The organism is Pseudomonas sp. GL_090 (assembly GCF_057837765.1).
Genome location: NZ_CM174452.1, coordinates 1,009,781 through 1,024,823, shown reverse-complemented (window position 1 = coordinate 1,024,823; position 15,043 = coordinate 1,009,781). Strand labels below are relative to the sequence as shown.

Below are 15,043 nucleotides of genomic sequence, written 5' to 3'. Positions count from 1 at the left end.
CAGATGTGTTGCCTGTAGCGGCCTCATCGCGAGCAGGCTCGCTCCCACATTTGATCGCATTCTCATTGCAAGAACGCAGTCTCCTTGTGGGAGCGAGCCTGCTCGCGATGACGGCAGGCCGGGCACTACAAACCTGAAGCCTTAGCGCTTACCCATCGACCGACGAGTCCCCGGCGGCGCCATGCCCGGCGTCTTGGTGTGGCCGTTCTTGGCGCCGTTCTTGTACCACGGCTGGTTGGAACCCTTGGCGGCTGCCAGCTCACCCGGCTTGAACGGGAATTTGAAGGCCGGGATCTCGGCTTTGGTTTCGCTGTCGGCGCTGGAGTCGACGCTGTCTGGCAGCTCTGCCTGCACGTCGCTCAGGGCGTCGGCGATCGGCGGTTGTTTCGGGGAAGTCATGAAAGCTCCGGGTGGTGCATTAATTGTCGGGCCCGGTGAGCGGGCCGCATGCCACAGTATAAGAAGTGCGGCAGTATAACTGGATGAAGCACCGCAAGCTGCAAGCTTGCATTGACCGCCTGACGACTCGCACAAATCCCGTGAAGAATGTTAGCGTGCTCATCATTCTTCACCGCCCGACGAGCCCGCCTCCCATGAAAAAGACCGTCCTTGCATTCAGCCGCATCACCCCGCAAATGGTTGAACGCCTGCAACAAGACTTCGACGTCATCGTGCCGAATCCGAAAAACGGTGACATCAACGCCCAATTCAACGAAGCCCTGCCCCATGCCCATGGCTTGATTGGTGTAGGCCGCAAACTCGGTCGTGCGCAGCTGGAGAACGCAGCCCGTCTGGAAGTGGTGTCCAGCGTCTCGGTGGGCTACGACAACTATGACCTGGCCTACTTCAACGAACGCGGGATCATGCTGACCAACACTCCGGATGTGCTCACCGAAAGCACCGCCGACCTGGCGTTTGCCCTGTTGATGAGCAGCGCCCGTCGCGTTGCCGAACTGGATGCCTGGACCAAGGCAGGGCAATGGCAGGCCACTGTCGGTGCGCAGCTGTTCGGTTGCGATGTGCATGGCAAGACCCTGGGCATTGTCGGCATGGGCAATATCGGTGCGGCCATCGCCCGGCGCGGCCGCCTGGGCTTCAACATGCCGGTCATCTACAGCGGCAACAGCCGCAAGACCGGGCTGGAACAGGAACTCGGCGCACAATACCGCAGCCTCGATCAATTGCTGGCCGAAGCTGATTTCGTCTGCCTGGTGGTGCCGCTCAGCGAGAAAACCAGACATTTGATCAGCCATCGTGAACTGGCGCTGATGAAGCCGAGTGCCATTCTGGTAAATATTTCCCGTGGTCCGGTGGTGGATGAGCCCGCACTGATCGAAGCGCTGCAAAACAACCGCATTCGTGGTGCCGGGCTGGATGTATACGAAAAAGAACCGCTGGCCGAGTCGCCACTGTTCCAGCTGAAAAATGCCGTGACCTTGCCGCACATCGGCTCGGTCACCCATGAGACCCGCGATGCCATGGCCAACCGTGCCTTGACCAACTTGCGCAGCGCCCTGTTGGGGGAACGACCGCAGGATCTGGTCAACCCGCAAGTCTGGAAGGGTTGAAAAAAAGGGCAGGCGTTATAAGCGCCTGCCATTTAATACAAAGAACAAAAACAATATCACGCTCAACCTGTAAAAAACTGTCCGGATACACACGCTGCAATTCAGTCAACAACCAAACAGTAAAAACGGGCGATAGACTCTCCTTACTTACCCAAGCCATAACGGGAACGATAACGGAGATCAACAACTTGAACACATTCACAACAAGCCAACTCATTCGATTCAGCAAAGTTACACTGATGCTGTTTATTAGTTTCTTTGGATTGCTGATGCTTTACAGCAATCTCACGGATTACTCGACCAACTATGAATACCTTGCCCATATCCTGAGCATGGATACTACGAATGGCCGCCAAAAATACAGCTACAGGGCTATTACCTCCCCCATGCTGCAGCACCGGATTTACTGGCTGATCATTACACTTGAAGTGGTCTTCACCCTATTTTGCCTTCTAGGCTCCTATTGCCTTTACAGAAACATCAACGCGAGCCTCGAACAATTTCACGAAGCAAAAAAACCTGCACTGATAGGACTGTTGATCGCTCTCTTTCTTTATTACGTCGGCTTTCAAGTGATCGGTGCCGAATGGTTCAATATGGATGAGTCAGACACATGGAACTACAACGAATGGACCCGACATATTGTTGATTTCCTCTTTCCGCTACTAATATATATCGCGATGAAAGTCGAGCGCTGAGGCATCGGCACTCGACGTCATCACCTCAGGCCAGCTTGCCGTTGCACAGCACTTGCGGCGCCTTGAGTTTGCGAAACACCAGGACGTTCCCCGACATCACCAATACCAGCCCCAACAATGCCGGCATCGTCCACTGATAACCCTCGGCGAACGCTGATACGTTGAGCGCCACCACCGGGAACAGCACCGTGCAATACGCAGCCCGCTCAGGCCCCATGCGACCGACCAGCGTCAGGTAGGCGGTGAAACCGATCACCGACCCCGGAATCACCAGGTACAAGAGTGACCCGATGTAACGCGCGCTCATGTCCATGTCGAAGGGAATGCCTTTGACCAGGCACCACACCGTGAGCATCGCCGCTCCATAAGCCATGCCCCAGGCATTGGTGGTCAGCGGCTTGAGACCGGCCTTCTGTTGCAGGCTCGAAAGCATGTTGCCCGCCGAGAAACACAAGGTGCCGCACAGAGCCAGACCGAGACCGAGCAACGTTTCCGGGCTGGCGGTATGCCCGGCCAGTTCCGGCCAGAACAGCAGGCCCAGCCCCAGCAGACCCAGCGCACCGCCCATCAACACATTACGGGCGATTTTCTGACCGAAGAACACCCGCGCGTTGAGGGCATTCCACAGGGTAGCGGTGGAAAACACCACGGCCACCAGACCGCTGGGGATCCATTGGCTCGCGCTGAGGAAGCACATGAAGTTGACGCAGAACAGACACAACCCCTGAGCCAGGCAGATGAGGTGCCCGCGGCGGTTCATCACTTGCAGGCGTCGGCTGAGCAACAGGATCACGAACAGCACCAGCGCGGCGAGACCGAAGCGGTAAACGATCGACACGGGAATGGCCACCACGCCCAGTTGCCATTTCAAGGCAATCCAGGTGGTACCCCAGATCAGCACGGTCAGCAGGTACAAAGAAAGGTTCATGACTAAGGCTCCTCGATAGGTGCCCAGTGTCCGGCGCCATGCCCTGGCGCACTTGCATAAACTTGCGCTTTTGTCTGGCGACAGGCTGGCAGGCACGCGTCTACGGAGTAGGATGCAAGGCGTTGGAGAGAACCCATATGGCCGCACTGGACAACCTGCAAGTCTTTCAAGCCCTCAACCGCTCGCCCAATGCTCGCCTCGAGCACAGCGCCGAGCTCGGTGACGGCTTGTCCGCAGCCTTGTGGAGCAATCACCACGACGCCCAGGAATACGAAGCACCCAGCCACCACACGTTGTCCTGTTACATCGCCGGCGGTACCGGCACCTTTCGCCGCGATCAGCCCGACAACAAGGGCGGCCCGGACAAACTGTGCATCCTCCCGGCCGATCACCAGTCAGGCTGGGTGATCAACGGCGATATTCGCTTGGCACACCTGTATTTCAGCCCCGAACAATTTGCCCTTGGCTGCGTCACCCTGCTCGATCGCGAGCCACGGGAAATGCAACTGCGCGAGCAGACCTTTCTCGATGATCCGCAGCAGGCGCTGCGCTTTCGGCAGTTGATCACCTTGAACTGGGACGAGCCGGGCGAGCGCCTGCTCACCAGCAGCCTGGCTCACGAACTGCTCAGCCATGCCCTGCTCAGCCAGGTCAACGTGCGGCAGGGTTTGCGCCTCAAGGGAGGGCTAGCTGCGCATCAGCGTCGGCATCTGGTGGAGTTCATCGACAGCCATCTGGACGAGGCCATCAGCCTCGGTCAGTTGGCGGCGTTGTGCGCGTTGTCCGAATACCACTTCGCGCGGATGTTCCGCGAAAGCTTCGGTTTGCCACCCCACCAGTATGTACTGGCGCGGCGCCTTGGCCGGGCGCGGGAGTTGCTGCGCATGACGTCGCAGCCGTTGGGGGATATTGCGCTGGCCTGTGGTTTTTCCAGTGCCAGCCATTTCACCAACCGGTTTCGCCAGTCACTTGGCGGGACGCCCGGTGAGTATCGGCAGGCTTTTTTACGCTAGGCCCGGGATGTTCGGCGCCTTTCAGGGCGCCATCGCGAGCAGGCTCGCTCCCACAAGGTCCGGCGGTGCTCACCTGTTTTTTGATCACCTTATTCCCCTCTGGGAGCGAGCCTGCTCGCGAAGAACGATGACGCGGTCTGTCGTCAGAACTCCAGCGTGCTGGACAGCGAAATCTGCCGCGACTCCCCCATCGACACAAAGAACCGACTCGCCGCCGAGGTGTAGTAGGTGCGGTCGAACAGGTTCTTCACGTTGAGCTGGAACTTGACCTTCTGCCCTTCGACTTTGGTGTCGTAGGTGGCGAACGCATCGGCCACGGTGTAGCTCGGCAGATCGAAATCGTTTACCGCGTTGCCCGCGCGCTCACCCACATAACGCGCCCCGGCGCCAACCCGCAATTGATCACCGCCAATGACGCTGCCGAAATCATAGACGGCCGACAACGAGCCGCTGTTCTTCGCTACGTTTTGCAGTTGATTGCCTTGGTAAACCGGGTCTTCGGTGACCTCGGCATCGGTGTAGGCGTAGCTGCCGATCATGCTCCAGTGATCGGTGAGCTGACCGCTCAGGTCCACTTCCAGGCCACGGGAACGCACTTCGCCAGCGGCACTGTAAATCGTGGTCGGGCCTTCGGCGTTGGCCACCAGTACATTGCGTTTCTTGATGTCGAACAGCGCGATGTTGCCGGTGACGCGGCCCGGCAGATCGAGCTTGGCACCCAGCTCCCAGGACTTGGCTTCTTCCGGCGCCATACCGCCGTCAAGCACGGTACTGCTCCCGCTCAATGGCGCGATGGTCGAGTTGGGTTTGAATGACTCGGTGTAGCTGCCATAGAACGACAAGGCATCGGTGTACTTGTACACAAGGCCCGCGCGCGGCACCCATTTCTGCCCGTTGCTGTCGGTGTTGGCGTGGAACGGCACACCTTTGCCGGCGTATTGGTCGTACGCCTGGAAACGCGCACCGGCCACCAGAATCCACTGGTCGGTGAGGTGGATGGAGTCCTGCAGAAACACCGAGTCGCTGCGCAGTTCATCGGTCTGTGCGCTGTCGGCGGCACTGACGGTGGTGCCCGGCACTTCCCGACCATAGACCGGATTGACGTAACTGAATGTGCTCAGGCTTTTCTGGCGGATCAGGTCTTCGCGGTAGATCTTGCGGTATTCGTCGTCGATGCCGAACAACAGATCATGCTGCATGCCGAGGACGTTCACGTTGCCTTCGAGGCTGGCGGTGGTGAATCGGTCGGTGCTGATGGCATTCTGAGTGCCATCCATGCTGCGGGTCAGGGTGCCCTTTTTGGTGTCGATGGCGGTCACGCGCACCTGGCTGGCATCGTAGGTTTCGCGGTTCCAGCTGTAGCCGAAGTGGGCTTGCCAGTTGTCGTTGAGTTCGTGATCGGCCTCGAAATGATAGAGGTCCGAGCGCCCCTCCATGTTGTTGAACGGCTCGTCGAGACGCTCGTTGCGCGAGATGTCCAGCGGGTGGTTGGTGCGCGGATCGATCAACGTACCGCGGTCGAACGGTGTGAGGAATTCGCGGTGCTCATAGGAAAACAGCAACTTGGTGCTTTCGCCGTACCAGGCCAGCGACGGCGAGATCAGGCTCTCGCGATGCACGCCGAAGTTACGCCAGTAATCTTCGTCTTCGTAGTCCAGCACCATGCGGTAGGCCAGCCCGGAATCGCCGAGGGCCCCGGTGCTGTCGAGACCGCCGCCGCTGCCGTTCTTGCCGTCGCCATAACTTGAGCCGCGCGCGGTCAGCGCGTTGTACCGCTCAAGTTCGGGCTTCTTGCTGACCATATTGACCACCCCACCCGGATCCTGGATGCCATAGAGCAACGAGGCCGGCCCCTTGAGCACTTCGACCCGGTCCACGCTGGCGTTGAGGCCACGGCCCTGCACGATCGGCATGCCGTCGCGCATGATCGAGCCATTACGGTTGTCGCCAAAGCCACGGACCATCACCGAGTCCTGGGTGCTGCCCAACGTGTTGGCCTGGGTGATGCCACTGACATTGGCCAGGGCGTCATCGAGATTGCGCGGCGCCTGGTCGCGAATGACCTGGGCCGGGACGACATTGATGGTCTGCGGGATTTCCTGAATCGGGGCCGAAGAGCGCATCACCGAAGAGGTCGGTGGCGGCTGATAGCTCATGGATTCATCCTTCGTCGAGGTGATGGTGGTTGCGCCGAGATTCAATGCGCCTTCGGTTGGCCGAGGTTCCAGTGCGAAGGTGTGGCCGTCGGTGCGACGGAAGGTCAAACCAGAACCGGCGAGCAGACGTTGCAGGGCCTGTTCGGCGCTCATCTGGCCATTGATGGCCGGCGCATTGAGGCCGTACGGCGCTTCATCGGTGTAGACGACGCTGATACCGGTCACCCGGCTGAAATCACTCAGGGCCTGGGGCAGCGGTTTGGCGGCCAGCACGAAATTGAATTGCCCACGCGACTGACTGCTGCCCGCCTCTGCGGCCAGCGCCACGCTCAGCGGCAACAACGCCATTGCCGAAAAGCTCAATGCAGACACACCCAACCATTGTTTGACCGAACCCGATTTTGCCCTGGACTTCATGACTCATGACCTGTGTAGAACCGCAACGGATGCGAATGACTCGCAGTTTCAATCACTACACGGATGGCAATCGGGTTTACCTCAGCAAAAAATTGAAAATATTTTTATTCAGAGTGATGGGGTGTTTGAACGGGCCCCATCGCGAGCAAGCTCACTCCTACAGGGAGCCGTGTGCGCCACATCACTATTGTGGGAGCCAGCCTGCTGGCGATGGCGGTGTATTAGTCCACGAAGATGTTGAAACTAATGGCCTCATCGCGAGCAGGCTCGCTCCTACAGGGAGCCGTGTGCGCCACATCACTATTGTGGGAGCCAGCCTGCTGGCGATGGCGGTGTATCAGTCCACGAAGATGTTGAAACTAATGGCCTCATCGCAAGCAGGCTCGCTACCACATTTGATTGTGTAAGCCGCAGAACCTGTGGGAGCGAGCTTGCTCGCGATGGGGCCGGCCGCCTCAACGCAAAATAATCAGCTGCCCCAAAACCTGATGCTGCTCAAACCCCAACACGCCCTGCAACGAGCTCAACACCGCCTGCGGGTTCCTGCTCGGAAAGCTGCCACTGACCCGGCGCGTCGCCAGTTCACCGTTGAGTATCACGATCCGACCGGGGTAATAGCGCGCCAAATCCTGCACCACATCCGCCAACGTCGCCCTGTAATAATTGAGCCAGCCCTGGCGCCAGGCCAATTGCGCTTCGCTGTCCACCCCGTGGAGTTTTTCCGCCGTGCCTTCACCGTAGGCCAGTTGCTGGCCGGCGGTGAGGATTTGCTGCTCGGCGTTTTGCTGCGCCGCCACGCCGACTCGACCGGACAGCACCGTCACCTGCGCACCGTGGGGCTGCAATCGAACTTCGAACTGCGTACCCAAGACCCGCGCCTGCCCTTTCTCGGCGTCCACCACAAACGGCTCGCCGGTGTGGGTGACGCTGAAAAAACCGGCGCCTCGACGCAGTTGCACTCGCCGCTCGCCGCGACTGAAATCCACGGCGATGGCGCTGTCGGCATCCAGTGTCACCTGCGACTGATCGGCCAGGGTGACGGTGCGGATTTCCCCCGGTGCCGAGACGTAATCCGCCCCCAGGTCATCCATCCAGCGCATCGGCTGCCAGCCTGTGCCGACACTGATCATCAACAGCAGGCACGCAGCCATCGCCAGCGCCCCGGACCAGCGCCCGACCGCACTGCGCCGCGGCTTGTCCATGGCGTTGAGATAGCCCTGCAAGGCAAAAGCGTCTTCATTGGCGAGCGTACGCGCCGGCCCTTCGCTCAACTCCCACAGCACTTGCGCCTGGGCATAGGCTTCGGCATGGGCGGGGTCGGCCTGCAACCATTGGCTGAATGTCGCCTGGTCACCGCTGCTGGGCTGGTCATGCAACAAACTCAGCCAGGCCAGCGCGGCCTGCTCCTGAGCGGGCGTCGGAACGACGCGTTCGAAGTGGTTCACGGTGCTTTCCCTGGCGTACGCGGTTCGGGTTCCCGAAGGCTGGCCTTGCAGGCTTCGAGGGCGCGCATCATATGTTTTTCCACGGCACTTTGGGACAAGCCCATGGCCTTGGCGATCTCGGCGTACTTACGGCCGTGAATGCGATTGAGCAAAAAAATCTGCCGCGTGCGCTCCGGTAGCGCGCGCAACGCAGCTTCGACGTGGCGCAAATCGTTGCCCGCCTCCAGCGCCGCTTGCGGTCCGCTGCCATGACTGTCCGGTGGCTCGACCATCAAGCCTTCGCTGGCCCGGACCCGTGTGCCTTCACTGCGTAAATGGTCGATGGCGATGTTGCCGGCGCAGCGCAGCAGGTAGGTGCTGAGTTCCTCGACCTGAACCAGCGGCCGCCGCCAGAAACGCAGGAATAAATCCTGTACAAGGTCAGCCGCGGTCGCCCGGCAACCGACACGCCGACTCACCAGCGCCTCCATTTGCGAACGCTGGGAGAGAAACACCTGGAGAAAGTGCGCACGGTCGCCGCGATGTTGATCGCGCTCGATATCGTGGGGGTCGGGGGGCAGATTGATCATCGTTCATGTTTCGACCTGAAAACCGGTGAAGCCACGACAGCGTCAGGGGCCGGCAAGGTCGCAATAGTAATGATAAATATTCTCACATGCAAAAGGATCGGGCGAAAACAAAACGGGCCTGCAATGCAGGCCCGTTTTCATGGGAAGGTAAAAAAGTGAATCAGGTGTCAGCCGTTAAGCGCTGCCTGTTCGTTCTCAAGAAACTCTTCTTCCAGCAGATGGTCGGCATGGGTGGCACTCTCGATGGGCACCACATTGGCTCGTTTACCGCGTAACTTGCCGAACATATGCTCCAGCGCATGTTCAAGTTTGGTGGCCGCTCCGTCGATCGCCTGCTCCATGGTGGAGGCTTTATGGGTGACGGAAACCGGTTGATGGCCTTTTGGCCGCGCCTCCAGCTGGCAGCGCATGTCGTGGGGACCCGGCTTGTCGCCGTTCTCGTCCCGCAGGTGAACCTCGACTCGTGTCAGGTCCTCTTCGTAGCGTTCGAGCGTGCTCTCAATGGTCGTACGTACCCACTCCTCCAGTCGTTTACTGCCTTGAATATGGTTATCGCTATTGACTTGGATTTGCATAGTTCATCCCTTATTTCAGCTAGCTCGCGAGAGGCCGGTCAGCTAAGCCCTTGGGCGTCATCACCGTGACCTCTTACTTACACAATCGGTCTGTACGCTGAACAATTCAACCCCTGAAAAAAGATAAATATTCATACGCAAAAAAAGCCGGACAAGGAGCAAAAGCGCTGTTAATGTCGGGAGTTGGGTCGCCCTGCTCTTGCGTAATAATTGCTCACATTTGCCGCTCCCCCAACGGGTGCAAGCTGCGAAAAGCACCCGCCTCCTCCACCAACCAATCGTGCACCGCGCGCACACCCGGATGGCTTAATGCCCCCGGTGCGTAAAGCAGCATGTAGCGCTTGTGATTGGGCACCGCCAGGCCAAACGGCACGATCAAGGCACCACGCTCCAACTCATCATTGAGCAAGGTTCGGCGCGCAATCGCCACGCCCATGCCGGCGATGGCCGCTTCGATGGTCAGGTGATTGCGGTTGAACGCATGCCCGCGTCGCACATCCGCCCCCTCGAAGCCGATGGCGTTGAGGTAAAACTCCCATTCCGCGTACTCATAGCTGCCGCGCCAGGCGGTGATGTCGTGCAGCAAGGGAAAGTGCATCAGGTCTGCCGGACCGTGCAGCGGCGGACGACCACGCAACAGGCTCGGCGCGCACACCGGGAAAATCTGTTCATCCAGCAAGGCTGTGGATAACAGGCCCGGGTAGCTGCCGTCGTTCAGGTCGATCGCCAGGTCGAAGTCGCCTTCATGCAACGGCACGCTGCTGTCCTCGGCCACCAGGCGCAACTGGATGTCCGGAAAGCGCTGCTGCAAACGCGGCAGGCGCGGCGTCAGCCATTTGCTCAGGAACGACGGAATCGAACGCACCCGCAGAATCCCGCTGATCATGCCCGCATCCAGTCGCCGCAATTCCGCGTCGATGCTGCCAAAGGCCTCGTTGACGGTAATGGCCAGGCGCTGGCCCTCTGCGCTCAGTTCCACCCCGCGGGCGCGGCGGTGAAACAGACGAAAGCCCAGGCGCTCTTCCAGCTGGCGGATCTGCTGGCTGACGGCCCCCGGTGTGATGTGCAGCTCTTCGGCGCAACGGGTGAACGACAGGTGCCGAGCGGCACAGGCAAACACGTTCAGCCAGACATACGTCTGGGCGTGTAATTGACGGCTCATCGTTTAGTACCGCTAAAGGATGTCTTAGGAATTTTCGTTGGTCACACTGGATCGTGACAGGCAGTATCGCCCAAATTGCGCTTGTCCTACAGAAATGGCAGCGATTTCCCTTCCATTGCATGTACAGGCTTTAGCATGGCTATCAGTGTTTTCGATCTCTTCAAAGTCGGCATCGGCCCGTCCAGTTCCCATACCGTCGGTCCGATGCGCGCTGCCGCAACTTTTGCCCAAGCGTTGGTCGATCAGGGTTTTCTGGCTGACGTGCGACGCGTGGAAATCCGCCTCTACGGCTCTCTGTCAGCGACCGGTGTCGGCCACGCAACAGACCGCGCCTGCGTCATGGGCCTGATGGGCGAATGGCCCGATCGTATCGACCCCACCACCATCGACAGCCGCATTCACACCCTGCGTCAAACCGGTAAATTGTGCCTGGCAGGCGTTGTGGAAATTGCCTTCGACTGGCAACGCGATCTCCTGCTGCTAGACGAAAGCCTGCCCTATCACCCCAACGCCATGTCCCTGGCAGCTTTTGGCGAAACCGGCGAACTGTTCGAGCAGACCTACTACTCAGTGGGCGGCGGTTTCATCATCGAAGCGGCCGAAGCCGAATCCGGGATAGCACCGGCCGGCGATGTGGTGCTGCCTTACGATTTCTCCAGCGCCGCCGAACTGCTCAAGCTCTGCAACCAGCATGGGCTGCGGGTGAGCGAACTGATGATGGCCAACGAACGGGCATGGCGCAGTGACGCAGAGATCCGCCAGGGCCTGTTGCATATCTGGTCGGTGATGCGTGAATGCGTCGAGCAGGGCTTGCGCCACGAAGGCATTCTGCCCGGCGGTCTGAATGTCCCGCGGCGAGCGGCGAAACTGCATCGCAGCCTGCAGGAAATCGGCAAGCCGAATGTCATTACGTCCACCTTGTCGGCGATGGAATGGGTCAACCTGTACGCCCTTGCCGTGAACGAAGAGAACGCCGCCGGCGGGCGCATGGTCACGGCACCGACCAACGGGGCGGCGGGGATCATTCCGGCGGTGCTGCACTACTACATGAAGTTCAATGCCGATGCGTCTGACGATGATGTGGTCGCATTCTTCATGGGCGCCGCTGCGGTCGGCATCCTGTGCAAGAAAAACGCATCGATCTCCGGGGCCGAAGTCGGCTGCCAGGGCGAAGTCGGCTCCGCCTGCGCCATGGCCGCCGCCGGCCTGGCAGAGGTGCTTGGCGCCACCCCGGAGCAGCTGGAAAACGCCGCCGAAATCGGCCTGGAACACAACCTCGGCCTCACCTGCGACCCGGTTGGCGGACTGGTGCAAGTGCCGTGCATCGAGCGCAACGCGATCGCCGCGGTGAAGGCCATCAACGCCACGCAAATGGCCCTGCGTGGCGACGGCAAACACTTCATTTCCCTGGACCGGGTGATCCGCACCATGCGCGACACCGGCGCCGACATGCATGACAAATACAAAGAGACGTCTCGGGGCGGCTTGGCGGTGAACTGGGTGGAATGCTGATCGCTTTGGAGGCACGCCAGCCGTTATTGCCCCGAAACGTGCAGAAAACGCGGCCCCTGTAGGAGCGAGCCTGCTCGCGAAAAACCCACGGGCGCCGCGAACCATCTGGGTTTACGCGTTATCGTTCACGACCATCGCGAGCAAGCTCGCTCCTACAGAACTTGTTTGTTGTCCGACAATTTTGTCGGCATGCCCCTTGCTACATCCTGGTTGGAACAATGATGGCGAGATGGCCGGTGGTCAGGCATTGCGAACCAACCCGATCACGGCCGGTCAACAACTGCACGTTCAATCAGGCGGTGACGCATCATGGACAACCCTTTCCAGCTCATTACCGATGCCTTTGCAGCGGATTACCAGATCAACCTGAGCATTCAGGGCCTGGACGGCAGCATCATGCTGACCCTGTCCAACAGTGGGCACGTGGTGGCCAAGCGCATGATCAGCGCCGAACAACGCAATGACCCCGAGCGCCTGAAACGACTGGTGCAAAGCATTCAGTTCGGCATTGCCATCGAGCAGGGCCACAGCGCCGTGGCCGTCCTTGAATCCATGACCGATGGCGGCACGCACAGCCTGCCGCCACCCGCCAACGGCCGTCCCCGACCCGCCATGGGGCTTTAAAGCTCGCCCTTTTCTACCTCCGGATGTTCACTGGAGCCCGCACCTGTTTTGCGGTGTGGGTTCTCGATCTTCACCGAAGGAAATTGCGACGAAGCGTAACGCACCACCAGAATCGCAAACGCCAGCAGCAGAATCCCGCCGCACAGGTAGATGATCCCCAGGTCCGGCGGGTTGTGGTGCGAAACGTTGGAAATCAGCAGCCGCGTCAGCGCAGTGATCGCTACGTAGATCAGAAAGCGCACGGGCATGTGATTGGTCTTGAAGTAAATCCCGACCATCGCTCCCAGTTCCAGGTAGATGAACAGCAGCAAGATGTCATCGATCTTGATGTGCCCTTCTTCGATCATCCCGAGAAACTCCATCACCGCCGCCCACGCGGTCACCGCACCAATGGCGAACAGCGCCAGGTAGTGAAAGGTTTCGACGAACAGATTGCCCAGGGACTCGGCCAGTTCATGCACGTTCTGCCGCAGTTTTTCGGCCCAGTTGATTTTCACGATGCGGCTTCCTTAGGTCGATTCGACCGGATGATGCGGGTTGGACGTGACGGTTTTCCTGCATGCAGAAAAAAGGCCAGCCCATGATGGCGAGCCGCTCGGGATAACGCGCCGTGGCGTTTGGTCGCACCTGTGCAGCGCCTTGCCTGACAAATCCCGAATCCGGTCTACATTAAAAAGCCACTACCCAAAAGACAGGGTTTCGCTTATCCTTTAGCTGTATATAGATACAGTAGTCGAAATCGACAACCAATGTAAGGCATGTGAGGTGGTGAATGGCCGTCGAAGTGGTATACCGCAGCAGCCGAGATCTGGAGCGCTTGTTCATGGATAAAGCCGAAGCTGACCGTCATGACAAAATGCTCGAACTGGCCGAACTGCTGGCTGAAGTGTTGCAAAAAGCCGTTCCGTCCCTGACCGAGCAGCAGGTGGAAGAAGCCGGGATTTACATGGCGAAAAATCGCGATGTGTTTGCCAAGGCGTTCAAGAGCCAGCCGGACGCCCTGTCCGAACTGCTCAGCGCTCCGGTTGAAGTCGCACAACCTGCTGCAGAGGTCGAAGTTGCTGAGGCCGTTGAGCCGGTCACCCCGGCCAAACCTGCCAAGGCTCCCAAAGCCGCCAAGTAGGCAAAGTCCGAATTGAACAGGCCCTGAGTCGAATGGCTCAGGGCCTTTTTCATGCCTGTGGAAAACCCATCCGACTCACCGGTACAACACTTTCTCCGCCAACTCGTCGGCCACCCTTGCAGGGGAGCGTTTTTCCGCCTGGGCGTGGGCGAACACTTCGGTCAGGCGTGAGCTGATTTTCGACAGGTGCGCGGTGATGGTCGACAACTCTTCGCCGCGGTGCTTGAGCGACACGTAAATCAGCCCGCCGGCGTTGATCACGTAATCCGGCGCATACAGGATGCCGCGGCGTTCCAGTTGGTCGGCGACATCCAGATGCGTCAGCTGATTGTTCGCCGAACCGGCCACCGCCGAGCAGCGCAGTTGCGTCACGGTATGGCTGTTGAGTACACCGCCCAGCCCGCAGGGCGCGAGGATGTCGCAAGGTGTGCTGAGCAGGGCGTCGTTGGCAATCGGATGGGCGCCGAGTTGCTCCATGGCCAGTTGCACCTTGCCGTGATCGATGTCACTGACCAACAGTTCGGCACCGGCGGCGTGCAACTGTTCGGCCAATGCGTACCCGACATTGCCCAGGCCCTGGATGGCCACGCGCAGGCCTTCGAGGTTGTCGCTGCCGAGCCGGGCCATGGCGGTGCTGCGGATGCCGGTGAACACTCCCATCGCCGCGTGTGGCGCGGGGTCGCCCGCCGAGGTGGTGCTGGTGACGTGCTGGGTCTGCTGGGCGATGCAATCCATGTCCGCCACTGAAGTACCGCTGTCGATGGCGGTGATGTAACGGCCTTCGAGCTGTTCGATGCAGCGTCCGAAGGCTTCGAAAAGCGCTGCACGGTTTTCCACATGGGCCGGGCGCACGATCACCGCCACGCCGCCGCCCTGGGCCAGACCAGCCAGCGCAGCCTTGTAGCTCATGCCCTGAGCCAGGCGCACGGCATCCTCGACCGCCGACTCGTCGCTGGGGTAGGCAAGGTAACGACAACCACCCAAGGCAGGCCCCAGCCGGCTGTTATGAATGGCAATGACCGCCTTCAACCCGGTGACCGAGTCAACGCTCAGATGCAGCGATTCAAGGCGAGTGCTTTGCATGAGAGCGAACATCGTAAGGCTCCCGAATCACTTCTTGTAGTCGCCAGTATAGGCTTGCGCCCAAAAATTGCAGAAGCGCACCGGAATAAGCACGGCCCCGAAGCAGACTTTCGGAAATAACCTGTAGTCGCCCTTTTGCAGCACTGGACGAATGCTGGAGAGGGGGCTAA

Annotated in this window: 14 protein-coding genes and 1 pseudogene; 6 read left to right on the top strand and 9 right to left on the bottom strand. The window is 59.6% G+C overall.

The annotated features are described in order from the left end of the window. Window positions 1-141 precede the first annotated feature (141 nt). Entirely contained in the window at window positions 142-399 is a 258-nt protein-coding gene (locus AC3ITA_RS04495; protein ID WP_095944459.1) for a hypothetical protein, read from the bottom strand. Window positions 400-593: 194 nt separating this feature from the next. On the opposite strand from AC3ITA_RS04495, the gene AC3ITA_RS04490 reads away from it, so the two are divergent. Both AC3ITA_RS04490 and AC3ITA_RS04485 read left to right on the top strand, forming a co-directional pair. Further along, a complete protein-coding gene (locus AC3ITA_RS04490; protein ID WP_489279577.1) occupies window positions 594-1,568 on the top strand; it encodes a 2-hydroxyacid dehydrogenase in 975 nt (324 codons plus the stop codon). Between the two features lie 188 nt (window positions 1,569-1,756). Further along, on the top strand, window positions 1,757-2,266 hold the full coding sequence (locus tag AC3ITA_RS04485) for a DUF2165 family protein (RefSeq protein ID WP_095944457.1): 510 nt from the start codon (window positions 1,757-1,759) through the stop codon (window positions 2,264-2,266). A gap of 25 nt (window positions 2,267-2,291) precedes the next feature. Here the strand turns inward: AC3ITA_RS04485 and AC3ITA_RS04480 are convergent, their stop codons facing one another. Then, a complete protein-coding gene (locus AC3ITA_RS04480) occupies window positions 2,292-3,194 on the bottom strand; it encodes a DMT family transporter (protein ID WP_095944456.1) in 903 nt (300 codons plus the stop codon). Between the two features lie 137 nt (window positions 3,195-3,331). Here AC3ITA_RS04480 and AC3ITA_RS04475 point away from each other — a divergent pair, with 137 nt between their 5' ends. Then, a complete protein-coding gene (locus AC3ITA_RS04475; RefSeq protein ID WP_150672166.1) occupies window positions 3,332-4,207 on the top strand; it encodes a helix-turn-helix domain-containing protein in 876 nt (291 codons plus the stop codon). Between the two features lie 143 nt (window positions 4,208-4,350). On the opposite strand, the gene AC3ITA_RS04470 is transcribed toward AC3ITA_RS04475, so the two are convergent. The 5 genes from AC3ITA_RS04470 to AC3ITA_RS04450 all read right to left on the bottom strand — a co-directional run bounded on the left by AC3ITA_RS04470 (window position 4,351) and on the right by AC3ITA_RS04450 (window position 10,531). Continuing rightward, the gene (locus tag AC3ITA_RS04470) at window positions 4,351-6,780 is read right to left on the bottom strand and encodes a TonB-dependent siderophore receptor (RefSeq protein WP_489279574.1); all 2,430 of its coding nucleotides are present in this window, start codon (window positions 6,778-6,780) and stop codon (window positions 4,351-4,353) included. A gap of 455 nt (window positions 6,781-7,235) precedes the next feature. Continuing rightward, the gene (locus AC3ITA_RS04465) at window positions 7,236-8,225 is read right to left on the bottom strand and encodes a FecR family protein (protein WP_489279573.1); all 990 of its coding nucleotides are present in this window, start codon (window positions 8,223-8,225) and stop codon (window positions 7,236-7,238) included. Next, a complete protein-coding gene (locus AC3ITA_RS04460) occupies window positions 8,222-8,794 on the bottom strand; it encodes an RNA polymerase sigma factor (RefSeq protein ID WP_095944314.1) in 573 nt (190 codons plus the stop codon). The genes AC3ITA_RS04465 and AC3ITA_RS04460 overlap by 4 nt, the downstream gene beginning before the upstream one ends. A gap of 167 nt (window positions 8,795-8,961) precedes the next feature. Beyond that, entirely contained in the window at window positions 8,962-9,369 is a 408-nt protein-coding gene (locus AC3ITA_RS04455) for an HPF/RaiA family ribosome-associated protein (protein ID WP_095944313.1), read from the bottom strand. 214 nt (window positions 9,370-9,583) lie between these two features. After that, window positions 9,584-10,531, bottom strand: coding sequence for a LysR substrate-binding domain-containing protein (locus AC3ITA_RS04450; RefSeq protein WP_489279572.1), 948 nt, complete (start codon window positions 10,529-10,531; stop codon window positions 9,584-9,586). 135 nt (window positions 10,532-10,666) lie between these two features. On the opposite strand from AC3ITA_RS04450, the gene AC3ITA_RS04445 reads away from it, so the two are divergent. Together AC3ITA_RS04445 and AC3ITA_RS04440 are read left to right on the top strand one after the other, a co-directional pair. Beyond that, window positions 10,667-12,043, top strand: a complete 1,377-nt coding sequence (locus tag AC3ITA_RS04445) for an L-serine ammonia-lyase (RefSeq protein ID WP_150672170.1) — start codon at window positions 10,667-10,669, stop codon at window positions 12,041-12,043. A 309-nt stretch (window positions 12,044-12,352) separates the two neighbouring features. Further along, on the top strand, window positions 12,353-12,667 hold the full coding sequence (locus tag AC3ITA_RS04440; protein WP_095944311.1) for a DUF3509 domain-containing protein: 315 nt from the start codon (window positions 12,353-12,355) through the stop codon (window positions 12,665-12,667). Here AC3ITA_RS04440 and AC3ITA_RS04435 read toward each other — a convergent pair. Continuing rightward, window positions 12,664-13,164 (bottom strand): phosphate-starvation-inducible protein PsiE, encoded by a 501-nt coding sequence (locus AC3ITA_RS04435; RefSeq protein WP_008000650.1) that lies wholly within the window; start codon window positions 13,162-13,164, stop codon window positions 12,664-12,666. The genes AC3ITA_RS04440 and AC3ITA_RS04435 overlap by 4 nt on opposite strands. A 275-nt stretch (window positions 13,165-13,439) precedes the next feature. Here AC3ITA_RS04435 and AC3ITA_RS04430 point away from each other — a divergent pair. Then, window positions 13,440-13,679, top strand: a pseudogene (locus AC3ITA_RS04430) (YebG family protein); the annotation flags it as partial. 186 nt (window positions 13,680-13,865) lie between these two features. On the opposite strand, the gene AC3ITA_RS04425 reads toward AC3ITA_RS04430, so the two are convergent. Then, complete coding sequence (locus AC3ITA_RS04425; protein WP_095944309.1) at window positions 13,866-14,885, bottom strand: Glu/Leu/Phe/Val dehydrogenase family protein; 1,020 nt, start codon at window positions 14,883-14,885, stop codon at window positions 13,866-13,868. Between the last annotated feature and the right edge of the window lie 158 nt (window positions 14,886-15,043).

Excerpts from the sequence above, each read along its gene's own strand:
- AC3ITA_RS04495 (WP_095944459.1), bottom strand. The coding sequence starts at position 399 with ATGACTTCCCCGAAACAACCGCCGATCGCCGACGCCCTGAGCGACGTG.
- AC3ITA_RS04490 (WP_489279577.1), top strand. The coding sequence starts at position 594 with ATGAAAAAGACCGTCCTTGCATTCAGCCGCATCACCCCGCAAATGGTT.
- AC3ITA_RS04480 (WP_095944456.1), bottom strand. The coding sequence starts at position 3,194 with ATGAACCTTTCTTTGTACCTGCTGACCGTGCTGATCTGGGGTACCACC.
- AC3ITA_RS04475 (WP_150672166.1), top strand. The coding sequence starts at position 3,332 with ATGGCCGCACTGGACAACCTGCAAGTCTTTCAAGCCCTCAACCGCTCG.
- AC3ITA_RS04470 (WP_489279574.1), bottom strand. The coding sequence starts at position 6,780 with ATGAAGTCCAGGGCAAAATCGGGTTCGGTCAAACAATGGTTGGGTGTG.
- AC3ITA_RS04460 (WP_095944314.1), bottom strand. The coding sequence starts at position 8,794 with ATGATCAATCTGCCCCCCGACCCCCACGATATCGAGCGCGATCAACAT.
- AC3ITA_RS04455 (WP_095944313.1), bottom strand. The coding sequence starts at position 9,369 with ATGCAAATCCAAGTCAATAGCGATAACCATATTCAAGGCAGTAAACGA.
- AC3ITA_RS04450 (WP_489279572.1), bottom strand. The coding sequence starts at position 10,531 with ATGAGCCGTCAATTACACGCCCAGACGTATGTCTGGCTGAACGTGTTT.
- AC3ITA_RS04445 (WP_150672170.1), top strand. The coding sequence starts at position 10,667 with ATGGCTATCAGTGTTTTCGATCTCTTCAAAGTCGGCATCGGCCCGTCC.
- AC3ITA_RS04440 (WP_095944311.1), top strand. The coding sequence starts at position 12,353 with ATGGACAACCCTTTCCAGCTCATTACCGATGCCTTTGCAGCGGATTAC.
- AC3ITA_RS04425 (WP_095944309.1), bottom strand. The coding sequence starts at position 14,885 with ATGTTCGCTCTCATGCAAAGCACTCGCCTTGAATCGCTGCATCTGAGC.